We start from the raw sequence: 17,437 nt of genomic DNA, 5'->3' as shown, positions 1-17,437 counted from the left end.
CAGCCCCCGCGCCCCAGACCGCGCCGAGCAGCAGCGCCGTACCGCCCCGGCCGTGCAGTTCGAGGCCCGCCTCGAACGCGTTCATCCCGAGCAGCGACACCGAAGCCCGGGCGGAGACCTCCGTGAGCCACACCAGGACCGGCAGAGTGACCGCCGTGATCACCCCCAGCCGCAGGGCGCACCTTCCGGCGAACACGGCGGCGCCCCGCCGGGCCGCGTCCGGATCGGCCCGTACGGTACGGACCGCCGCCAGCACCCCCGCGCAGAGCATCATCACCGCGACGGACGCCACCAGCAGCCAGATCCGTCCGTCCAGCTCGGCGAGCCCGCCGACCGTCAGCGGCTCACCGCCCGAGGGCCGCAGCACCTTGTCGAGCGGGTCGGGCAGCATCGCGGCCGGCGGCCCCGACGCGCTGCCGTCCCAGGGCACGAACAGCCCGAGCGGAATCCCCAGCCACACCCCGTTCGGTGCCGCGAGCAGCGCCGCGCCCGCGATCCGCCGCGGATGGTCGTCGCCGATCGCCGCGTACCCGGCGGCCGCGAGCCCCGCGAGCACCGCCACCAGCATCACCGTGACCAGCGCGGAAGCCGCCGGCTGTACGATCCGGCGCGCCCGGTCCCAGCCGTGCGGCAGGGGCGTACGCCCGGAGACCAGCAGGGCGACGGCCAGTACACCGAGCACCCAAACCAGGGCGCCCGTCAGCGATTCGGCGATGTCCACCCGGAACCCCACGGCCGCCTGCGCGTCGACCACATCCCCGACCCGGTCGGGCAACAGCCCTCCGAGGCCCGGGACATCACCCAGCTTTCCGAGGCCCGGCACCTCGATGCCGCCGATCCCGGAGCCGCCACCACCCAGTCCGGGCATCCGACCGAGCCCCAGCCCGTTGCCGTCGATCGCGATGACATCGCGCCCCGCCCACGCCAGCCCGCCGACCAGGCCGACGAACAGTACGGCCACCGTCCCGGCCCGTACGGCGAGTTCGGTGACGGACACATTCGCGCCCGCGCGCCGCAGCGACCGCAAGAAGAAGAACGAGAGGATCAGCGCCCCCGTGAGCCCCACACCCAGTGGCGTGAAGTCGACCGCGGTCCGCGCCTCCAAGCCGTCCAGACCGTACACGGCCACATCACCGGAAGGCGTGACCGAACCCCCCGCGCCCAGCACCACCACCGCCGCGGTCATCGGCCCCAACGAGCCCGCCGCGTCCGCCTCCAGAAGGCGCAGCCCGAGGGCCGCGACACCCGCCATCCCCATCAGTGCCCAGCTCACGGCGGCGAGCGAGGCCACCAGCACATCCGTCCAGCGGACACCGCCGCTGCCCCGCGCGTTCATCAGGATCCCCGCCCCCCCCCGGTGGGTATGTCCGTCTTCTGGTTGTTCCGCGTATTCACGCATGATCCGTGGGCACTCATACGCGGTTACCACTCTCCGGGTACCTTTCTTCCGCGTCAACGGTCCTTCCTCCGCACGCTGTTACGCGCTTGTGGCAGGCGTTCACGAGGCCCGGCTTTCAAAGACAGGAGCGCGCCTGAAATAGTTCCCCACGATGTTCGCCATCCCTGGACTCCCTGCGACGGGGGCAATCGGGGGACAACAAGTGGGGCATGGAGTGCCGGAACTCGTACTGGAATTGAACGGAAGGACCTGGACGCTCGATCCCTCCAGGTCATACACCCTGGGCCGCGATCCGCAGGGCGACCTCGTGATCGACGACGCCAGGGTCTCGTGGCGCCACGCCACCCTGAGCTGGAACGGCCGGGGCTGGGTCATCGAGGACCACGGCAGCACCAACGGCACCTATGTGCAAGGCCGGCGCATTCAGCAGTCGGACATCGGTCCCGGCTCGGCGGTCCATCTAGGAAACGCCACCGACGGACCCCGGCTGAGCCTCAGCGGCGGAGCGGCGGGCGCGGGCGCGTACAGCGGGCAGGCACCCGCCCAGGCCCAGGGCACGCAGCAGGGCTGGCAGCAGCAGGACCCCGCGCAGCAGCCCGTACCCCAGCAGCAGATAGCCGGCGGGCAGGTGCCCGGCCGGCAGGTTCCCGCGCAGCAACAGGGCTGGCAGCAGCAGCCGCCCCAGCAGCACGGCCAAGCGCCGCACCAGCAGGGCCCGCACCAGGGCGGCGGCCCCGCCGCCTTCCCGCAGCAGTCCCCGGCTTCCGGCGGTGCCGCGGGGGCCCCGCCGGTCTACGGGGACCGCAGCCCGACCACCTTCCACCAGGTCGCCCTCGGCCGGGTGATGCGCATCGGCCGCGCGCTGGAGAACGAACTCGTCGTCGCGGACCTCCAGGTCTCGCGCCTGCACGCCGAGTTCACCGCGACCCCCGACGGCCGCTTCGAGATCCGTGACCTCGGTTCCCACAACGGCACCTATGTCAACGGCCAGCCGATCGCCAAGTCCGGCACCGTACTCATCGGCCCCAACGACATCGTCGGCGTCGGCCACTCGACGTTCCGGCTGGTCGGCGACCGGCTCGAAGAGTTCGTCGACACCGGTGAGGTCTCCTTCTCCGCCCGCCATCTCACGGTGACGGTCGACGGCGGCAAGCAGATCCTCAAGGACGTCTCCTTCGGTGTCCCCGAGAAGTCGCTGATCGCCGTCATCGGCCCGTCCGGCTCCGGCAAGTCGACACTGCTCAAGGCGCTCACCGGCTACCGCCCGGCCGACCAGGGCGATGTCCTCTACGACAATCGGAATCTGTACAAGCAGTTCGCCGAGCTGCGCCAGCGCATCGGTCTGGTCCCGCAGGACGACATCCTGCACAAGGAGCTGACCGTCAGAAAGGCGCTCAAGTACGCGGCCAAGCTCCGCTTCCCCGGCGACACCGCCGAGGCCGAGCGCGAGGCCCGTATCGACGAGGTGCTGCGCGAGCTGAAGCTCGACATCCACAAGAGCAAGAAGATCACCTCGCTCTCCGGCGGCCAGCGCAAGCGGGTCTCCGTCGCCCTGGAGCTGCTCACCAAGCCGTCGCTGATCTTCCTGGACGAGCCGACCTCCGGTCTGGACCCGGGCATGGACCGCGATGTCATGCAGCTACTGCGCGGCCTCGCCGACGACGGCCGTACGGTCCTCGTCGTCACCCACTCCGTGGCCGAACTGGCGCTCTGCGACAAGCTGCTGGTGATGGCGCCCGGCGGTTCCGTGGCCTACTTCGGCCCGCCCGAGGAGGCCCTCAACTTCTTCGGCTACACCACCTGGGCCGATGTCTTCTCCGCCTTCGAGAACTACCGCGACTACGACTGGGCGGGCCGCTGGCGTGGCTCGCAGCACTACCAGATGTACGCCGCGGACATCGACGCGGTCGCCGCGCAGTCCGTCCACATGCCGCCGCCGCAGCAGATGCGCCCGCCGAAGCCGCAGAGCTGGGGCGCCCAGTTGCTGACGCTGATCCGCCGTTATTCCGCGGTGATCGCGTCCGACAAGGGCTTCATGGCGCTGATGGTGATCCTGCCGGCCGTGCTCGGCGTGGTCAGCGTTGTGATTCCGGCGAAGTTCGGCCTGGGCCCGCCGGAGGCGCCGTCCAGGTTCAACGGCGACGCGGGCACCATCATGCTGATCCTCGCGGTCGGCATGTGTTTCTCGGGCGCGGCCAACTCCGTACGAGAACTGATCAAGGAACGGGTGATCTACGAGCGGGAGCGGGCCACCGGCCTGTCACGTTCCGCCTATCTGATGTCCAAGGTGATCACGCTCGGAGTGATCACGGCCATCCAGGGCGTCATCATCTGCGGTATCGGCTTCGCCACACGGGCGCTGCCCGAAGAGGGCCTGCTCATGCCGCCCGCCGTTGAGATCTGCCTGGTCGTGATCGCCCTGGGCTTCACCTCGATGATGTTCGGCCTGGTCATCTCCTCGCTGGTGAAGACCGCCGAGAAGACGATGCCGCTGCTGGTCATGTTCGCGATCGTCCAGGTCGTCTTCACCGGCATCCTCTTCCAGGTGTACGACTCGCCGGGGCTGGAGCAGTTCGCCTGGCTGATGCCGTCCCGCTGGGCCATCGCGGGCGCCGGTTCGACCCTCGACCTCGCGCATCTGATGCCGCCGTGGGACCAGGACAACCCCACCAATCTGGACCCGCTGTGGGAACACTCGGCGAGCCAGTGGGGCATGAACATCGGGATCCTGCTCTTCATCGGTGTGGTCTGCGGGTTCGCGGTGTCGCGGCTGCTGCGCCGTCATGAGCCCGAGGTCATGCGCAAGTAGGGCCCACGCACACCGCACACCACCACACCACCACACCACCACACCGAAAACACCGCATGTCACACACCGCACGCTGAACACGCCTGAGGGCGGCACCCTGTTGAGGGTGCCGCCCTTTGGCGTCGGTGCGCGGACATCGCGTCGGCGCGCGTCGGCGCGCGTCGGTGCGGGCTCGATCAGTGCCCGATCAGTGCCCGGTCAGTAGGCGCTGTTGACGTTGTCCATCGAGCCGTACCGGTCCGCCGCGTAGTTGGCGGCGGCCACGATGTTGGCGACCGGGTCGTAGATGTTGTTCGGCGTGCCCTTGACGTGGTACGCCTTGAAGGTCGGCGGTATGACCTGGAGCAGGCCCTTGGACGGGATGCCGTTCTTGGCGTTGATGTCCCAGAGGTTGATCGCCCACGGGTTGCCGCTCGACTCCCGCATGATGTTGCGGTGCAGCCCCTCGTACGAGCCGGGGATGCCGTTCTTCTTCATGATCGACAGCGCCTCGCGGATCCAGCCGTCCAGGTTGTTCGGGTAGGTCGCCTTGTCCGCGGCCTTGGTGCCCGCCGCCTTGATGGCACTGATCTGCTGCTTGGCCGTGCTCGCCTTCACGGTCGTGGCCTGCGCGCTCACCTTGGCCGCCGCCGCTGCCACCGGTCCGGAGGAGGCGTTCACGGGGGCTGCGGAGGCGTCGGTGGGGACCAGCGAGAACGTGAGGGCCGCGACTCCGGCGGCCGCCACGCCTGCGAGCGTTGCCTTGCGGGTCGTGGTCGTGTCCAGGCGGAGATCAGCGATGCGTGACGAGAACATGGATGACGTACCTCTTCGGATTGCGGGGAGTCGCGAAGGCCGGTTGGCCAGCCAGCTCGGCGGCGACGGACGCAATTCTTAGCGGCGGCAAAATGCGCTGGCAAAGGTGTGACGTACGACCCTGAGTAGTGGTGCAGGGCACTTGCCGGGCGGCAAGATGCCCGTTTATGCCACTCTCACACCCCTTTGTCTGTCGACTAGTGGTCTTCGTAAGTGATCCACGTCCTATGCGCGGGCTCACACTCGGGATAGATCAACATGACACGAAGTTGCTTCAGCAATGCGAAGTGTGAGTACTTTCCGGCGGCAGCAGAAGGTGGACGTCCCCGAACTCGTGCCACAAGTAGCGCTGCTTCAGCGCCTCCTCGTATCCGCGGGTCAGCGCCTCGTGGCCGGCGATCGCCGCCAGCATCAGCAGATGTGAGGCCTCCGGTTCATGCAGCCCGGTGAGCAGCCCGTCCACGGCGCGAACCCCGTGCCGGGGTGTGATCACCAGATCCGTCCACCCCGAGGCGGCCCGCACCATTCCGTCGGGTCCGGTCGCCGACTCCAGGGCCCGTACCGCCGTCGTACCGACCGCGATGATCCGCCCGCCCACTGCCGCGCCCGTCACCTCGTCCCCTTCCCTGTCCATTCCGCTGCCTGTTCCTCCACCCGTTCCTCCGGCCGGCCTCGCCGCCCTGACGGCGTTCACCAGCCGCGCCGTAGCGCCCGGCACCTCGAAGCGCTCCGGGTACGGCGGCTCGTGCGCCTCCGCCGAGGCCACCCCCGTGTGCAGCGTCAGCGGCGCGAACAGCACTCCCCGTCTCACCAGCTCCGCGACCAGCGCCGCAGTGAAGGGACGGCCCGCGCTCGGCATCTCCGCGGAGCCCGAGCCGTCGGGGGAGGGGAGCGCGAAGACCGTCTGGTACGCGGACAACGGCTGGTCCCGCTCCGTGTACCCGTACCGGATCGGCCGCCCGTACCGGCGCAGCAGCCCGGGCACATCGGCGTACGAGACCCGTGCCCACCAGAGCCGCACCCCCTCCGGGTCCAGTGGCTCCTCCAGTACGAGGTGCTCGCCGCCCGGCAGCCGTACGACCGCTCCGGGCGGACCTCCCGGCCGGGGCACCGTCGTACCGGCACCCGCTCCGGCAGCCGCCGCACGCAGTTCGCGCAGCTCGACCGCCCACCGGCCGTCCTCACCCCGCGTCGAGAAGTGCACCACCACCCGCTGCCCGCCCAGCCGCCCGTTGACCGCCGCGGGCAGGGTCGTCGACGTATTGACCACCAGCACATCGCCCGCCCGGAGCTGTCCCGGCAGCTCACGGAACGTGTGATGCGTCACCTCCGTACCGCGCGAGACCAGCAGCCGCACATCGTCCCTGCCCGAACCGCGCTGCTCCGCCGGGACCCGCGCCGACAACTCCTCCGGCATCCGCAGCCCCGCCGGGACGCTCACTTCGGGTCCAGCAGACCGGGTGCGGCGTAGCGGCCGCTCGCCGGCCGCCGCTCCAGCAGCCGCAGAAAACCGGGCACCACCGACTCCGGATCCGGGCGCGGGTCCGGGTCGTCCGGCACGGCCGCCGCGTACAGATCCGTCGCCATGTCCCCCGGGTCCACCGTCCACACCCGCAGCTCCGGCTCCTCGACCGCGAGTACGGCGGCGAGCTGATCCAGCGCCGCCTTCGACGCCCCGTACCCGCCCCAGGTCTCGTACGCCTCCGCCGCCGCGTCCGAACTGACCGCGATCACCGCGCCCGCCGCAGCCGCGCGCAACAGCGGCAGTGCCTCCTGCACCAGGCCCAGCGCCGCCACCACATTGGTCTCCAGCGCCGCCCGCAGCCCGTCGAGCGGCAGGGTGTCCAGCCGTACGAGCGGCTCCGCGCCCAGCGCGCTGGCATTGCTCACCAGCAGTTCGAGCGCTCCCAGCTCCGCGGCGGCGGCCACCAGCTCCGTACGGTGCCCGGGGTCCGTGACATCCCCCGCGAGCGCCACCACCCGGGTCCCGTACACCCGCGCCTCCCCGGCCGCCGCCTCCAATACCCGTGCGGACCTGGCGTCCAGCACCAGATCCCAGCGGCTCCGCGCCAGCGCCACGGCCAGCGCGCGCCCCAGCCCCTTCGAAGCCCCCGTGATGATCGCCGTCGGCATGGCAGCCGCTCCTCCCGTGTCACCGGCGCGCCCCGATGCCCGCCGGTGCCGCCCACCGTAGGAACGCCGCGGTCCGTGCCGCCTCGGACGCGGGCCCGGTCCGGCCAGGGCACTTCGACCTAAGGCCGACGGGCGGACCGGGGCGGACAGGACCTAGGCCATCGGCCCCGATCGGAGGCAGTCCTGGGGCCGATACGGGCCCTATCGCCCGCCGGTACGGTGAAACCATGAGTCACCGACCCCGCTCCGGACTCGCCGCCGTGAGCACGGCGCTCCTCGCGATGAGCAGGCATCTGGAGGTGCGCGACGTCCTCAAGACGATCGTCGCGTCGGCCCGTGAACTGCTCGACGCCGAGTACGCGGCGCTCGGCGTCCCGGACGACCACGGCGGCTTCGCCCAGTTCGTGGTGGACGGTGTCAGCGACGAGCAGTGGAAGGCCATCGGCCCGCTGCCCCGCCAGCACGGCATCCTCGCGGCGATGCTCCACGAGGAGAAGGCCGAGCGCCTCGCCGATGTGCGGAAGGACCCGCGTTTCGAGGGCTGGCCCTCCGCGCACCCCACCATGTCCGACTTCCTCGGGCTGCCGGTCAGGGACGGTGAGGAGACGATCGCCGCGCTCTTCCTCGCCAACAAGCGCTGCCCCGAGCCGCCGTCCTCCCGTACCGAAGGCTGTGGATTCACCGAGGAGGACGAGGAACTCCTCGCGATCCTCGCCCAGCACGCCGCGATCGCCCTCACCAACGCGCGGCTGTACGAGCGCAGCCGCGAGCTCACCATCGCCGAGGAGCGTTCGCGCCTCGCCCATGAACTCCACGACGCCGTCAGCCAGAAGCTCTTCTCGCTCCGGCTGACCGCTCAGGCCGCGGCCGCTCTGGTGGACCGCGACCCGGCCCGCGCCAAGGGCGAACTCCAGCAGGTCGCCGCACTCGCCGCCGAGGCCGCCGACGAACTGCGCGCCGCCGTGGTCGAGCTGCGCCCCGCCGCCCTCGACGAGGACGGCCTGGTCAACACCCTCCGTACCCATGTCCAGGTGCTCGACCGGGCCCACTCGGCCAAGGTGACCTTCGACACCTCGGGCATACGGGCCCTGCCCGCCGCCCAGGAAGAGGCACTGCTGCGGGTCGCCCAGGAGGCCCTGCACAACGCGCTGCGGCACTCCGGAGCCGACCGGGTCGAGGTCGACCTCGCCCGCCGCGGGCAGGGCGCGGTCCTCAGCGTCACCGACGACGGCAAGGGCTTCGAGCCGCGTGCGGTCCGCAGGGCGGGACGCCATCTCGGGCTGGTCTCGATGCGCGCCAGGGCGAGCGGCGCCGGCGGCAGACTCACGGTGGAATCGGCGCCCGGACGGGGCACCACGATCGAGATGGAGGTGCCCGGTGGCTGACGAGCACGGGAACGGTGTCCGGCATGCGGCAGGGCGCGCGCAGGCCATTCGCGTCCTGCTGGTCGACGACCACCAGGTGGTCCGCCGGGGCCTGCGTACGTTCCTGGAGATCCAGGACGACATCGAGGTCGTGGGCGAGGCCTCCGACGGCGGCGAAGGGGTCGCCCGCGCCGAGGAACTGCGCCCCGATGTCGTGCTGATGGACATCAAGATGCCCGGCATGGACGGTATCGAGGCGCTGCGCAAGCTCCGTGAACTCGGCAATCCGGCCAGGGTACTGATCGTCACCAGCTTCACCGAGCAGCGCACGGTCGTCCCCGCCCTGCGCGCCGGCGCATGTGGCTATGTCTACAAGGACATCGATCCCGAGGCACTGGCCGGCGCGATCCGCTCGGTCCACGCGGGCCATGTGCTGCTCCAGCCCGAGGTCGCGGGCGCGCTGCTGGCGCAGGACGACCCGGGCACCGGCCAGGGCAGGGGCACCTCACTCACCGACCGGGAGCGCGAGGTGCTCGGCCTGATCGCGGACGGACGCTCCAACCGGGAGATCGCCCGGGCGCTGGTGCTCTCCGAGAAGACTGTCAAGACCCACGTTTCGAACATCCTGATGAAGCTGGACCTCTCGGACCGTACGCAGGCGGCGCTCTGGGCCGTCCGACATGGGGCGGCGGGCTGAACGAGCCGAACCGGAGCGTCGTCCTCCGGTCTGAGATTCATACCGTCGTGTGTATGTCACCCACACGGCGCATCCTGATCGCCGCGCGGGCGTTCTTCATGGCGTAACCACGGCGTACTGCCGCGGTCATTGATCACGCGATTAAGGAACATTCCATGAAGGTTGCCAAGAAGGCCGCTCTGGTTCTCGTCACCGCCGGCCTCGCGGCGGGCGCCTCCGCCGGCGCCGCGTTCGCCACGGACGGCGGCGCCCACGCCGGCGGCGCGGCCACGCACTCCCCGGGTGTCGGCTCCGGCAACACGGTCCAGATCCCGGTCCACATCCCGGTGAACGCGACCGGCAACACCGTCAATGTGATCGGCCTGCTGAACCCGGCGTTCGGCAACGCCTCGGTCAACCACTGATCCCAGGCGAGTGAGCCGAAGGGGCGCGGTCGGTGCCGAGAGGGAGAGCGCGCGCAGGTCCGTGAGGTACGAGCGGACCGAGCACGGTCGACCGTCGGCACCGACATGCAGCGCCCCGGAGGCGAACCGAGCCTCAATCGTCAAGGGACTCCTGTCTCTGCCGTTCCTCGACGTACGCGTTGTACGAAGCGACCTGCGCCCGCCGGGCCACCCGCTCGACCGGGCGCAGGGCCGCCCCCCGCGCCGCCATCTCCGCCGCGCTCACCGCACCGCCGTGCCCGTGCTCGTACGCCAGCGAGACCAGCAGCCCGATCCGCTGCGCCAGCTCCAGCACCCGCATCGCCCGCGGCGGATACCCGGGCGCCAGCACCTCCCGGCCCCGCTCCGCCCGCGCCCGGTACGCGCTCAGCGCCGCCTCCGCCATGGGACCCGAGGCCGCCACATCCAGCCGTGACAGCACCTCCGTCGCCTCCCGCAGCGCCTCCGCCAGCTCCCGCTCCGCCTCCCCGAGCGAGGGAACGTCCGCCGGGGGAGCCTCCCGTACCGGCAGACAGTGCCAGAGCACCTCGACATGGCGGTCCCCGTCCGGGCCCACCGCCGTCACCTCGGGCACCAGACCGTACGGAGCACCCGTGGCGATCACCGCCTCCTCGGCCTCCAGCGCCCGGGCGTTGAACTCCGGCGGCCCGCTCAGCCCCAGCGGATGCCCGGGCGCGGGCAGCGCGACCCGGTACCCGGTCACGCCGAGCGCCCGCAGCCGCCCCAGCGCCAGCGTCAGCCCGACCGGACCGGTCTCGCCCGGCAGCCCCTCCACCCGGTGCAGGGCGTCGTCGCCGACCATGGCGGCCACCGCGTCGTCCGGCGATACAAACCCGGCCAGAAGGGCGTTTCCCCAAGCGGCCAGCAGTCCTGAGCGTGGTTGCGAAAGCATGGCCCCAGCCTAGGGAACGGACCTCGGGCCCGGACCACTCGACCGGTGGCGTAGATTTTCCTGGGAGCTGCGCCTACAGGCGCAACCCGGAACCTCAAGACGATTGCATGAGGAGACAACGCGCTCATGAGCGATGTACTGGAGCTGGTGGACGTATCCGTGGTCCGCGACGGACGCGCTCTGGTGGACGATGTCTCCTGGTCGGTCAAGGAGGGGGAGCGCTGGGTGATCCTCGGCCCCAACGGTGCCGGCAAGACCACCCTGCTCAGTCTCTCCTCCAGCTATCTCTTCCCGACCACCGGCTCGGTGACGATCCTCGGCGACCGGCTCGGCAAGGTGGACGTCTTCGAGCTGCGCCCCCGTATCGGTATCGCCGGTGTCGCCATGGCCGAGAAGCTCCCCAAGCGCCAGACCGTCCTGCAGACCGTGCTCACCGCCGCGTACGGCATGACCGCCACCTGGCGCGAGGACTACGACGAGGTCGACGAGCAGCGCGCCCGCGCCTTCCTCGACCGGCTCGGCATGACCGAGTACCTCGACCGCAGGTTCGGCACCCTCTCCGAGGGCGAGCGCAAGCGCACCCTCATCGCCCGTGCCATGATGACCGACCCCGAACTGCTCCTCCTCGACGAGCCCGCGGCCGGCCTCGACCTCGGCGGACGCGAGGATCTGGTACGGAGACTGGGCCGCCTGGCCCGTGACCCGTACGCCCCCTCCATGATCATGGTCACCCACCATGTCGAGGAAATCGCACCGGGCTTCACACATGTCCTCATGATCCGCCAGGGCAAGGTCCTCGCCGCGGGCCCCATGGAGACCGAACTCACCTCCCGCAATCTCTCCCTCTGCTTCGGCCTCCCCCTCGTCGTCGAGCGCGTCGGCGACCGCTGGACCGCCCAGGGACTGCCGCTGAGCTGACCGGATATCACCCCTGTCCCCGCAGGGATCGCCGGACCTACCATGACCAGGTGGATATCGAACCGTGGGTGTGGTGGCTGATCGGCGCTGTCGGTCTGGGTATTCCGCTGGTTCTGACGGCGATGCCCGAATTCGGAATGTTCTCCGCCGGAGCGGTCTCCGCCGCAGTCACCGCGGCGCTCGGCGGCGGTGTGGTGGCCCAAGTCCTCGTGTTCGTCGTGGTGTCCGTCGCGCTCACCGCGGTGGTACGGCGTTTCGCCGCCCGGCAACGAGGCTCCAACCCCGGTGCCGCCACCGGAATCGACGCGCTGAGAGGCCGTCAGGCGATCGTCCTCGAACGGGTCGACGGCCGTGGAGGCCGTATCAAACTGGCCGGTGAGATCTGGTCGGCACGCACCCTCGACGCGGACATGGCCTTCGAACCCGGCCAGCAGGTCGATGTCGTCGAAATCGACGGTGCCACAGCCGTGGTGATGTGAGCCAACCCCGGGGAACCCTCCCCACAGAGGCACTTGGTCTGAGAAACTCGATCATCAGAACATCCGGCGGCGAAGGGCCCGAGATACGCGATGCCATCAATCATCATCGTCCTGGTCATCCTGGTGGTGCTTGTATTCATCGCCCTGATCAAAACGATCCAGGTCATCCCGCAGGCAAGCGCGGCCATCGTGGAGCGATTCGGCCGCTATACCCGAACCCTCAACGCGGGACTGAACATCGTGGTCCCGTTCATCGACTCGATCCGCAACCGCATCGACCTCCGCGAACAGGTCGTCCCCTTCCCGCCCCAGCCGGTGATCACCCAGGACAACCTGGTCGTCAACATCGACACCGTCATCTACTACCAGGTGACCGACGCCCGCGCCGCGACCTATGAAGTCGCCAGCTACATCCAGGCGATCGAGCAGCTCACCGTCACCACGCTCCGCAACATCATCGGCGGCATGGACCTGGAGCGCACCCTCACCTCGCGCGAGGAGATCAACGCGGCCCTGCGCGGCGTCCTCGACGAAGCCACCGGCAAGTGGGGCATCCGCGTCAACCGTGTCGAGCTGAAGGCCATCGAACCGCCCACCTCCATCCAGGACTCGATGGAGAAGCAGATGCGCGCCGACCGCGACAAGCGCGCCGCGATCCTCACCGCCGAAGGCATCCGCCAGTCCCAGATTCTCACCGCCGAGGGCGAGAAGCAGTCCGCGATCCTCCGCGCCGAAGGTGAGGCCAAGGCCGCCGCCCTGCGCGCCGAGGGCGAGGCGCAGGCCATCCGTACGGTCTTCGAGTCGATCCACGCCGGCGACCCCGACCAGAAGCTCCTCTCGTACCAGTACCTCCAGATGCTCCCCAAGATCGCCGAGGGAGACGCCAACAAGCTCTGGATCGTGCCCAGCGAGATCGGCGACGCCCTCAAGGGACTCAGCGGAGCCTTCGGCAACCTCGGCGGCGGCGTACCGGGCTTTGACACCGGAAACGGCAAGGAACGCAGGCAGGACCCCCCGCTGGACTGACCCGCCATCCCCTTCGTGCATGATCGGTGCATCCGGCACCGATCACCGAAGGGCAACGCACGTGACCAACTGGGAGATGCTCGCCGTATTCATGGCAGGCATCAGTGCCGGCACCATCAACACCATTGTCGGTTCCGGCACCCTCATCACCTTCCCCGTCCTGCTGGCGACCGGCCTCCCACCGGTCACCGCGACCGTCTCCAACGCCCTCGGGCTGATACCCGGATCGATCAGCGGAGCCATCGGCTACCGCGCCGAACTCACCGGCCAGCACCGCCGCGTCCTGCGCCTGAGCGCCGCCGCCCTGATCGGCGGCCTCACCGGAGCCACCCTGCTGCTCCTCCTGCCCTCCACGGCCTTCGAGACGGTTGTGCCCGTCCTGGTCACCCTCGCGCTCGTGCTGGTGATCCTCCAGCCCCGCCTCACCAGAGCCGTCCAGGCCCGGCGCGCACGCAAAGGCACCACCACCGGCCCCCAGGGCGGCCCGCTCCTCTTCACCGGACTGCTCTTCGCCAGCGTCTACGGCGGCTACTTCACCGCCGCCCAGGGGATCATCTACCTCTCCCTGATGGGCATGCTGCTCGACGACAGCCTGCAACGCCTCAACGCCGTCAAGAACATCCTCGCCGCCGTCGTCAACAGCGTCGCCGCGCTCTATTTCCTCTTCGTCGCGCACTTCGACTGGACGGCGGTCCTGCTCATCGCCGTCGGCTCCGCGATCGGCGGCCAGCTCGGCGCCAGAGTCGGCCGCCGTCTGCCACCCGTCGCGCTGCGCACGCTGATCGTGGTGGTCGGCCTGATCGCGATCGTGCAGCTACTGCTGCGCCAGTACGGCTGACACACCGGCCGGCCCGGACCGTACGCACAACAGCCCGCCCCCGGGAACTTCCGTACCGGGGACGGGCTCTCGTCGTACACGTTCACATTCCGTCGCACATCCGCAGTGTTACGCGGCGGACCGCACACCTATCAGCCACTGCGGCAGCTCCGAACGCTCACCCGCCCGAAGCGACAGCAGCATCGCGTCCGCCGGAGACGGTACGAACGGCTCGTGCAGCAGTGGCATCCCCGCCTGCTCCGGCGTACGGTCCGCCTTCCGGTGGTTGTCCTCGGCGCACGAAGCGACCGTATTCAGCCAGCTGTCGGTGCCACCCCGCGACCTCGGCACCACATGGTCCACCGTCGTCGCGCGCCTGCCGCAGTACGCGCAACGATGCTGGTCCCGCACCAGAACACCCCGCCTCGACCACGGGGCCTGTCTTCGAAAGGGCACTCGCACATAACGGCAGAGCCTGATCACCCGGGGCACCGGAAGATCCACGGCGGCCGCACGGACACGGAGACCGGGATGGGCCTGCTCGACAACGGCCTTGTCCTGGAGCACCAGCACCACCGCACGGTTCAGCGTCACCGTCGACAGCGGCTCGAAGCTCGCGTTCAGTACCAGGGTGTCCCGCATCCCGCCCACCTCCCGTGTGCCGGCCCGCCGCCTGGCGGGCTTGGGACCAACTCTCGCCGGGCACGCCGAGGGGGACAACACAATAAAAAGTGCCCTGCCCAGATCTCTCCAAGACCAGGGCAGGGCAAACAAAAGGAAAACGGTCAGCTCTCGGCAGGCGTCGAATACTCGCCGATGAGCTGGGCACGGGCCAGCGCGTGGAACCGCAGATTGAATCCGACGAACGCCGGTGAGGCATCACTGTCGGGACCCAGCTTTTCCTGGTCCACCGCGTACACCGTGAACACATAACGGTGCGCGGGATCCCCGGCAGGCGGCGCCGCGCCCCCGAAGTCCTTCGACCCGTAGTCGCTCCGCGCGTGTACGGCGCCCTCGGGCAGCCCCTCGAACGAACCGCTGCCCGCGCCCGCCGGCAGCTCGGTGACCGACACCGGGATGTCGAACAGCACCCAGTGCCAGAACCCGCTGCCGGTCGGCGCGTCGGGATCGAAGCACGTCACAGCGAAGCTCTTGGTCTCCGCCGGAAAACCCTCCCACCGAAGATGCGGAGAGGTGTTCCCGGCCGCGTACACCTGCGCGTCCTTCAGCACCGCCCCGGGCGCGACGTCATCGCTCACCACCGTGAACGACGGCACCTGCGGATGGAAGTCATGAGGGAGCGGAGCCCTCTTTCCCTCGGTCAACGTCAGAACCTCCGAATCGGCTGTCCGGCCGGCGCGATCGCCGGCCGATCCACCCTGCGACGCCGAGCCTAGAACCACTACCTAGAACCAGTTACGACGGCCACCGACCTCGGCGAGCCACTGGTTGAGGTATGCGGCCCAGTCGGTGGTGTGGAAGTCGTTGAGCCCCACCTGGAAGGAGCGGAACGAGTCGCTGCCCTCGGTGAACAGACCCGGCTTCTTGTCCATCTCCAGGATGACGTCCATCTCCCGGTCGTCCGCGACGAAGGTCAGCTCGACCTGGTTGAGCCCGCGGTACTGCTGCGGCGCGAAGAACTCGATCTCCTGGTAGAACGGCAGCCGCTGGCGCGTCCCACGGATGTGCCCGCGCTCCATGTCCGCCGCCTTGAAGCGGAACCCGAGCTGGATGAAGGCGTCGAGGATCGCCTGCTGCGCCGGCAGCGGGTGAACACTGATGGGGTCGAGATCGCCGGAGTCGATCGCCCGCGCGATCGCCAGTTCCGTGGTCACACCGATGTTCATGCCGCGGAGCTGCTGGCCGTCGATGGTGGTGACCGGGGTCTCCCACGGGATCTCGAGCCCGAACTGCACGACATGCACCGCCCCGGCCTGCACCTCGAAGGCACCGCCGATCTGCTGCTTGGTGAACTCGATGTCCTGCTTCAGCTCCTGGTCGTTCCCCTCGACCTCGACCCGTGCCTGGAGGCCGACGGAGAGTCCTTGGATCGGCTGGTTGACCGAGCCGCCCTGGATCCGCACCTCGCCCTGCACCACCCCGCCGGGCACGACGTTCGACTCGACCAGCTCCGTCTCCACGGACGCGCCACCGGCGCCGAGGCTCGCGAGCAGCTTCTTGAAGCCCATGTTCACTCCTTCTAGGTCCTGACCCCTACATACGCGCTCCCGACCGTAGCCGGTTCCCCGGTACGCTCATACGCCATGGAGAGCCCCGACCGTATGCCCCTTTCCCGGGACTTCTTCGACCGCCCGGTCCTTGAGGTCGCGCCCGACCTGCTCGGCCGAACGCTGGTACGGGGTACGGACGACGGCCCGATCGAACTCCGGCTGACCGAGGTCGAGGCGTACGCGGGCGAGATCGACCCGGGCTCCCATGCCTTCCGCGGCCGCACGGCCCGTAACGGAGTGATGTTCGGCCCGCCCGGTCACGCGTATGTCTACTTCACCTACGGGATGTGGCACTGCCTCAACGTCGTGTGCGGCCCCGAGGGCATGGCGAGCGGAGTCCTGCTCCGAGCGGGCGAGATCCAGGTGGGCGCGGAGCTGGCACATAAACGTCGGTTCTCGGCCCGGCACCACAGGGAACTGGCCAAAGGCCCGGCCCGCCTGGCCACCGCCCTCGATGTCGACCGCGCCCTCAACGGTACGGACATGTGCGCCGGCCCCGATGCCCCGCTGGCACTGCTGGCCGGCACCCCCGTACCGGCTGACCAGGTCCGAAGTGGACCCCGCACCGGAGTGGGCGGCGACGGCGCGGCGCACCCGTGGCGGTTCTGGGTCGCCGGAGACCCCTCGGTGAGCCCTTATCGGGCGCATGCACCCCGACGCCGACGAACTTGACTCGTACCGTTCATCCGCCTAACGTTGCCCGAGCCGCTTGACACGGGACCTGCTGCTCAGCAGCTCCTGAAGCGGCCACCCACTACTGATGATCAAACCCCGACGGGTGCGATTTCGGCATGCCGAAATTCGGATCCAAATAGCTCGATTATGAGCTGGGCGGGGATTCGGCTAAAGTAGTGGTCAGCCGAGAGGCCGAAGGGAAAAGCCCGGAGGAAAGCCCGGAAGGGTGAGTACGAAGGAAGCGTCCGTTCCTTGAGAACTCAACAGCGTGCCAAAAGTCAACGCCAGATATGTTGATACCCTGACCGGCGGGAACGGTTTCGTTCCGGCTGGTTGAGGTTCCTTTGAAGAAAAATACACAGCGAGGACGCTGTGAACCACTGGTCTTATTCCGGCTGGTGGTTCCGCTCTCGTGTGTGGTACCGGATATCCGGTGCGCATTCACGGAGAGTTTGATCCTGGCTCAGGACGAACGCTGGCGGCGTGCTTAACACATGCAAGTCGAACGATGAAGCCTTTCGGGGTGGATTAGTGGCGAACGGGTGAGTAACACGTGGGCAATCTGCCCTTCACTCTGGGACAAGCCCTGGAAACGGGGTCTAATACCGGATAATACTCTTCTCTGCATGGGGGAGGGTTGAAAGCTCCGGCGGTGGAGGATGAGCCCGCGGCCTATCAGCTTGTTGGTGGGGTGATGGCCTACCAAGGCGACGACGGGTAGCCGGCCTGAGAGGGCGACCGGCCACACTGGGACTGAGA

Annotated in this window: 17 protein-coding genes and 1 rRNA gene; 10 read left to right on the top strand and 8 right to left on the bottom strand. The window is 69.2% G+C overall.

The window, feature by feature from the left end; all coding sequences use genetic code 11:
• Window positions 1-1,336: streptophobe family protein (locus tag WH07_RS20335; protein ID WP_046501856.1), on the bottom strand; the 1,336-nt coding region annotated here is incomplete at its 3' end.
• A gap of 265 nt (window positions 1,337-1,601) precedes the next feature.
• On the opposite strand from WH07_RS20335, the gene WH07_RS20330 reads away from it, so the two are divergent.
• The gene (locus WH07_RS20330) at window positions 1,602-4,208 is read left to right on the top strand and encodes an ABC transporter ATP-binding protein/permease (RefSeq protein WP_046501853.1); all 2,607 of its coding nucleotides are present in this window, start codon (window positions 1,602-1,604) and stop codon (window positions 4,206-4,208) included.
• 198 nt (window positions 4,209-4,406) lie between these two features.
• Here the strand turns inward: WH07_RS20330 and WH07_RS20325 are convergent, their stop codons facing one another.
• The 3 genes from WH07_RS20325 to WH07_RS20315 form a co-directional block, all read right to left on the bottom strand.
• A complete protein-coding gene (locus WH07_RS20325; protein ID WP_046501850.1) occupies window positions 4,407-5,003 on the bottom strand; it encodes a transglycosylase SLT domain-containing protein in 597 nt (198 codons plus the stop codon).
• 274 nt (window positions 5,004-5,277) lie between these two features.
• Window positions 5,278-6,420, bottom strand: a complete 1,143-nt coding sequence (locus WH07_RS20320) for an S-adenosylmethionine:tRNA ribosyltransferase-isomerase (protein ID WP_079023390.1) — start codon at window positions 6,418-6,420, stop codon at window positions 5,278-5,280.
• A 20-nt stretch (window positions 6,421-6,440) separates the two neighbouring features.
• The gene (locus WH07_RS20315; protein ID WP_046501846.1) at window positions 6,441-7,136 is read right to left on the bottom strand and encodes an SDR family NAD(P)-dependent oxidoreductase; all 696 of its coding nucleotides are present in this window, start codon (window positions 7,134-7,136) and stop codon (window positions 6,441-6,443) included.
• 227 nt (window positions 7,137-7,363) lie between these two features.
• On the opposite strand from WH07_RS20315, the gene WH07_RS20310 reads away from it, so the two are divergent.
• The 3 genes from WH07_RS20310 (at window position 7,364) to WH07_RS20300 (ending at window position 9,601) form a co-directional block, all read left to right on the top strand.
• The gene (locus WH07_RS20310) at window positions 7,364-8,521 is read left to right on the top strand and encodes a GAF domain-containing sensor histidine kinase (RefSeq protein ID WP_046501844.1); all 1,158 of its coding nucleotides are present in this window, start codon (window positions 7,364-7,366) and stop codon (window positions 8,519-8,521) included.
• Window positions 8,514-9,197 carry a response regulator gene (locus WH07_RS20305; protein ID WP_046501841.1) on the top strand — a complete coding sequence of 228 codons (684 nt, stop codon included), beginning with the start codon at window positions 8,514-8,516 and terminating at the stop codon, window positions 9,195-9,197. The genes WH07_RS20310 and WH07_RS20305 overlap by 8 nt, the downstream gene beginning before the upstream one ends.
• Before the next feature lie 155 nt (window positions 9,198-9,352).
• The gene (locus tag WH07_RS20300) at window positions 9,353-9,601 is read left to right on the top strand and encodes a chaplin (protein WP_046501839.1); all 249 of its coding nucleotides are present in this window, start codon (window positions 9,353-9,355) and stop codon (window positions 9,599-9,601) included.
• Window positions 9,602-9,734: 133 nt separating this feature from the next.
• Here WH07_RS20300 and WH07_RS20295 read toward each other — a convergent pair whose 3' ends face one another.
• Entirely contained in the window at window positions 9,735-10,532 is a 798-nt protein-coding gene (locus WH07_RS20295; protein WP_046501836.1) for a hypothetical protein, read from the bottom strand.
• A gap of 126 nt (window positions 10,533-10,658) precedes the next feature.
• On the opposite strand from WH07_RS20295, the gene WH07_RS20290 reads away from it, so the two are divergent.
• The 4 genes from WH07_RS20290 (at window position 10,659) to WH07_RS20275 (ending at window position 13,793) form a co-directional block, all read left to right on the top strand.
• A complete protein-coding gene (locus WH07_RS20290; RefSeq protein WP_046501834.1) occupies window positions 10,659-11,450 on the top strand; it encodes an ABC transporter ATP-binding protein in 792 nt (263 codons plus the stop codon).
• Between the two features lie 50 nt (window positions 11,451-11,500).
• Entirely contained in the window at window positions 11,501-11,929 is a 429-nt protein-coding gene (locus WH07_RS20285) for an NfeD family protein (RefSeq protein ID WP_046501832.1), read from the top strand.
• 90 nt (window positions 11,930-12,019) lie between these two features.
• Window positions 12,020-12,955 (top strand): SPFH domain-containing protein, encoded by a 936-nt coding sequence (locus WH07_RS20280; protein WP_046501830.1) that lies wholly within the window; start codon window positions 12,020-12,022, stop codon window positions 12,953-12,955.
• Window positions 12,956-13,016: 61 nt separating this feature from the next.
• A complete protein-coding gene (locus WH07_RS20275; RefSeq protein WP_046501827.1) occupies window positions 13,017-13,793 on the top strand; it encodes a sulfite exporter TauE/SafE family protein in 777 nt (258 codons plus the stop codon).
• Between the two features lie 108 nt (window positions 13,794-13,901).
• Here the strand turns inward: WH07_RS20275 and WH07_RS20270 are convergent, their stop codons facing one another.
• The 3 genes from WH07_RS20270 to WH07_RS20260 form a co-directional block, all read right to left on the bottom strand.
• Window positions 13,902-14,414 carry an HNH endonuclease gene (locus WH07_RS20270; protein ID WP_046501825.1) on the bottom strand — a complete coding sequence of 171 codons (513 nt, stop codon included), beginning with the start codon at window positions 14,412-14,414 and terminating at the stop codon, window positions 13,902-13,904.
• Window positions 14,415-14,557: 143 nt separating this feature from the next.
• On the bottom strand, window positions 14,558-15,097 hold the full coding sequence (locus WH07_RS20265) for a YbhB/YbcL family Raf kinase inhibitor-like protein (RefSeq protein ID WP_046501822.1): 540 nt from the start codon (window positions 15,095-15,097) through the stop codon (window positions 14,558-14,560).
• Window positions 15,098-15,178: 81 nt separating this feature from the next.
• Window positions 15,179-15,961, bottom strand: coding sequence for a sporulation protein (locus WH07_RS20260; RefSeq protein WP_046501821.1), 783 nt, complete (start codon window positions 15,959-15,961; stop codon window positions 15,179-15,181).
• 75 nt (window positions 15,962-16,036) lie between these two features.
• Between WH07_RS20260 and WH07_RS20255 the strand changes: the two genes are divergently transcribed.
• Both WH07_RS20255 and WH07_RS20250 read left to right on the top strand, forming a co-directional pair.
• Window positions 16,037-16,675 carry a DNA-3-methyladenine glycosylase gene (locus WH07_RS20255; RefSeq protein ID WP_046501818.1) on the top strand — a complete coding sequence of 213 codons (639 nt, stop codon included), beginning with the start codon at window positions 16,037-16,039 and terminating at the stop codon, window positions 16,673-16,675.
• 443 nt (window positions 16,676-17,118) lie between these two features.
• Window positions 17,119-17,437, top strand: a 16S ribosomal RNA gene (locus tag WH07_RS20250); the annotation flags it as partial.

The sequence above is a fragment of the Streptomyces odonnellii genome, from assembly GCF_000981895.1.
GTDB classification, from domain to species: domain Bacteria; phylum Actinomycetota; class Actinomycetes; order Streptomycetales; family Streptomycetaceae; genus Streptomyces; species Streptomyces odonnellii.
This window is presented reverse-complemented; position numbering and strand designations above follow the sequence as displayed.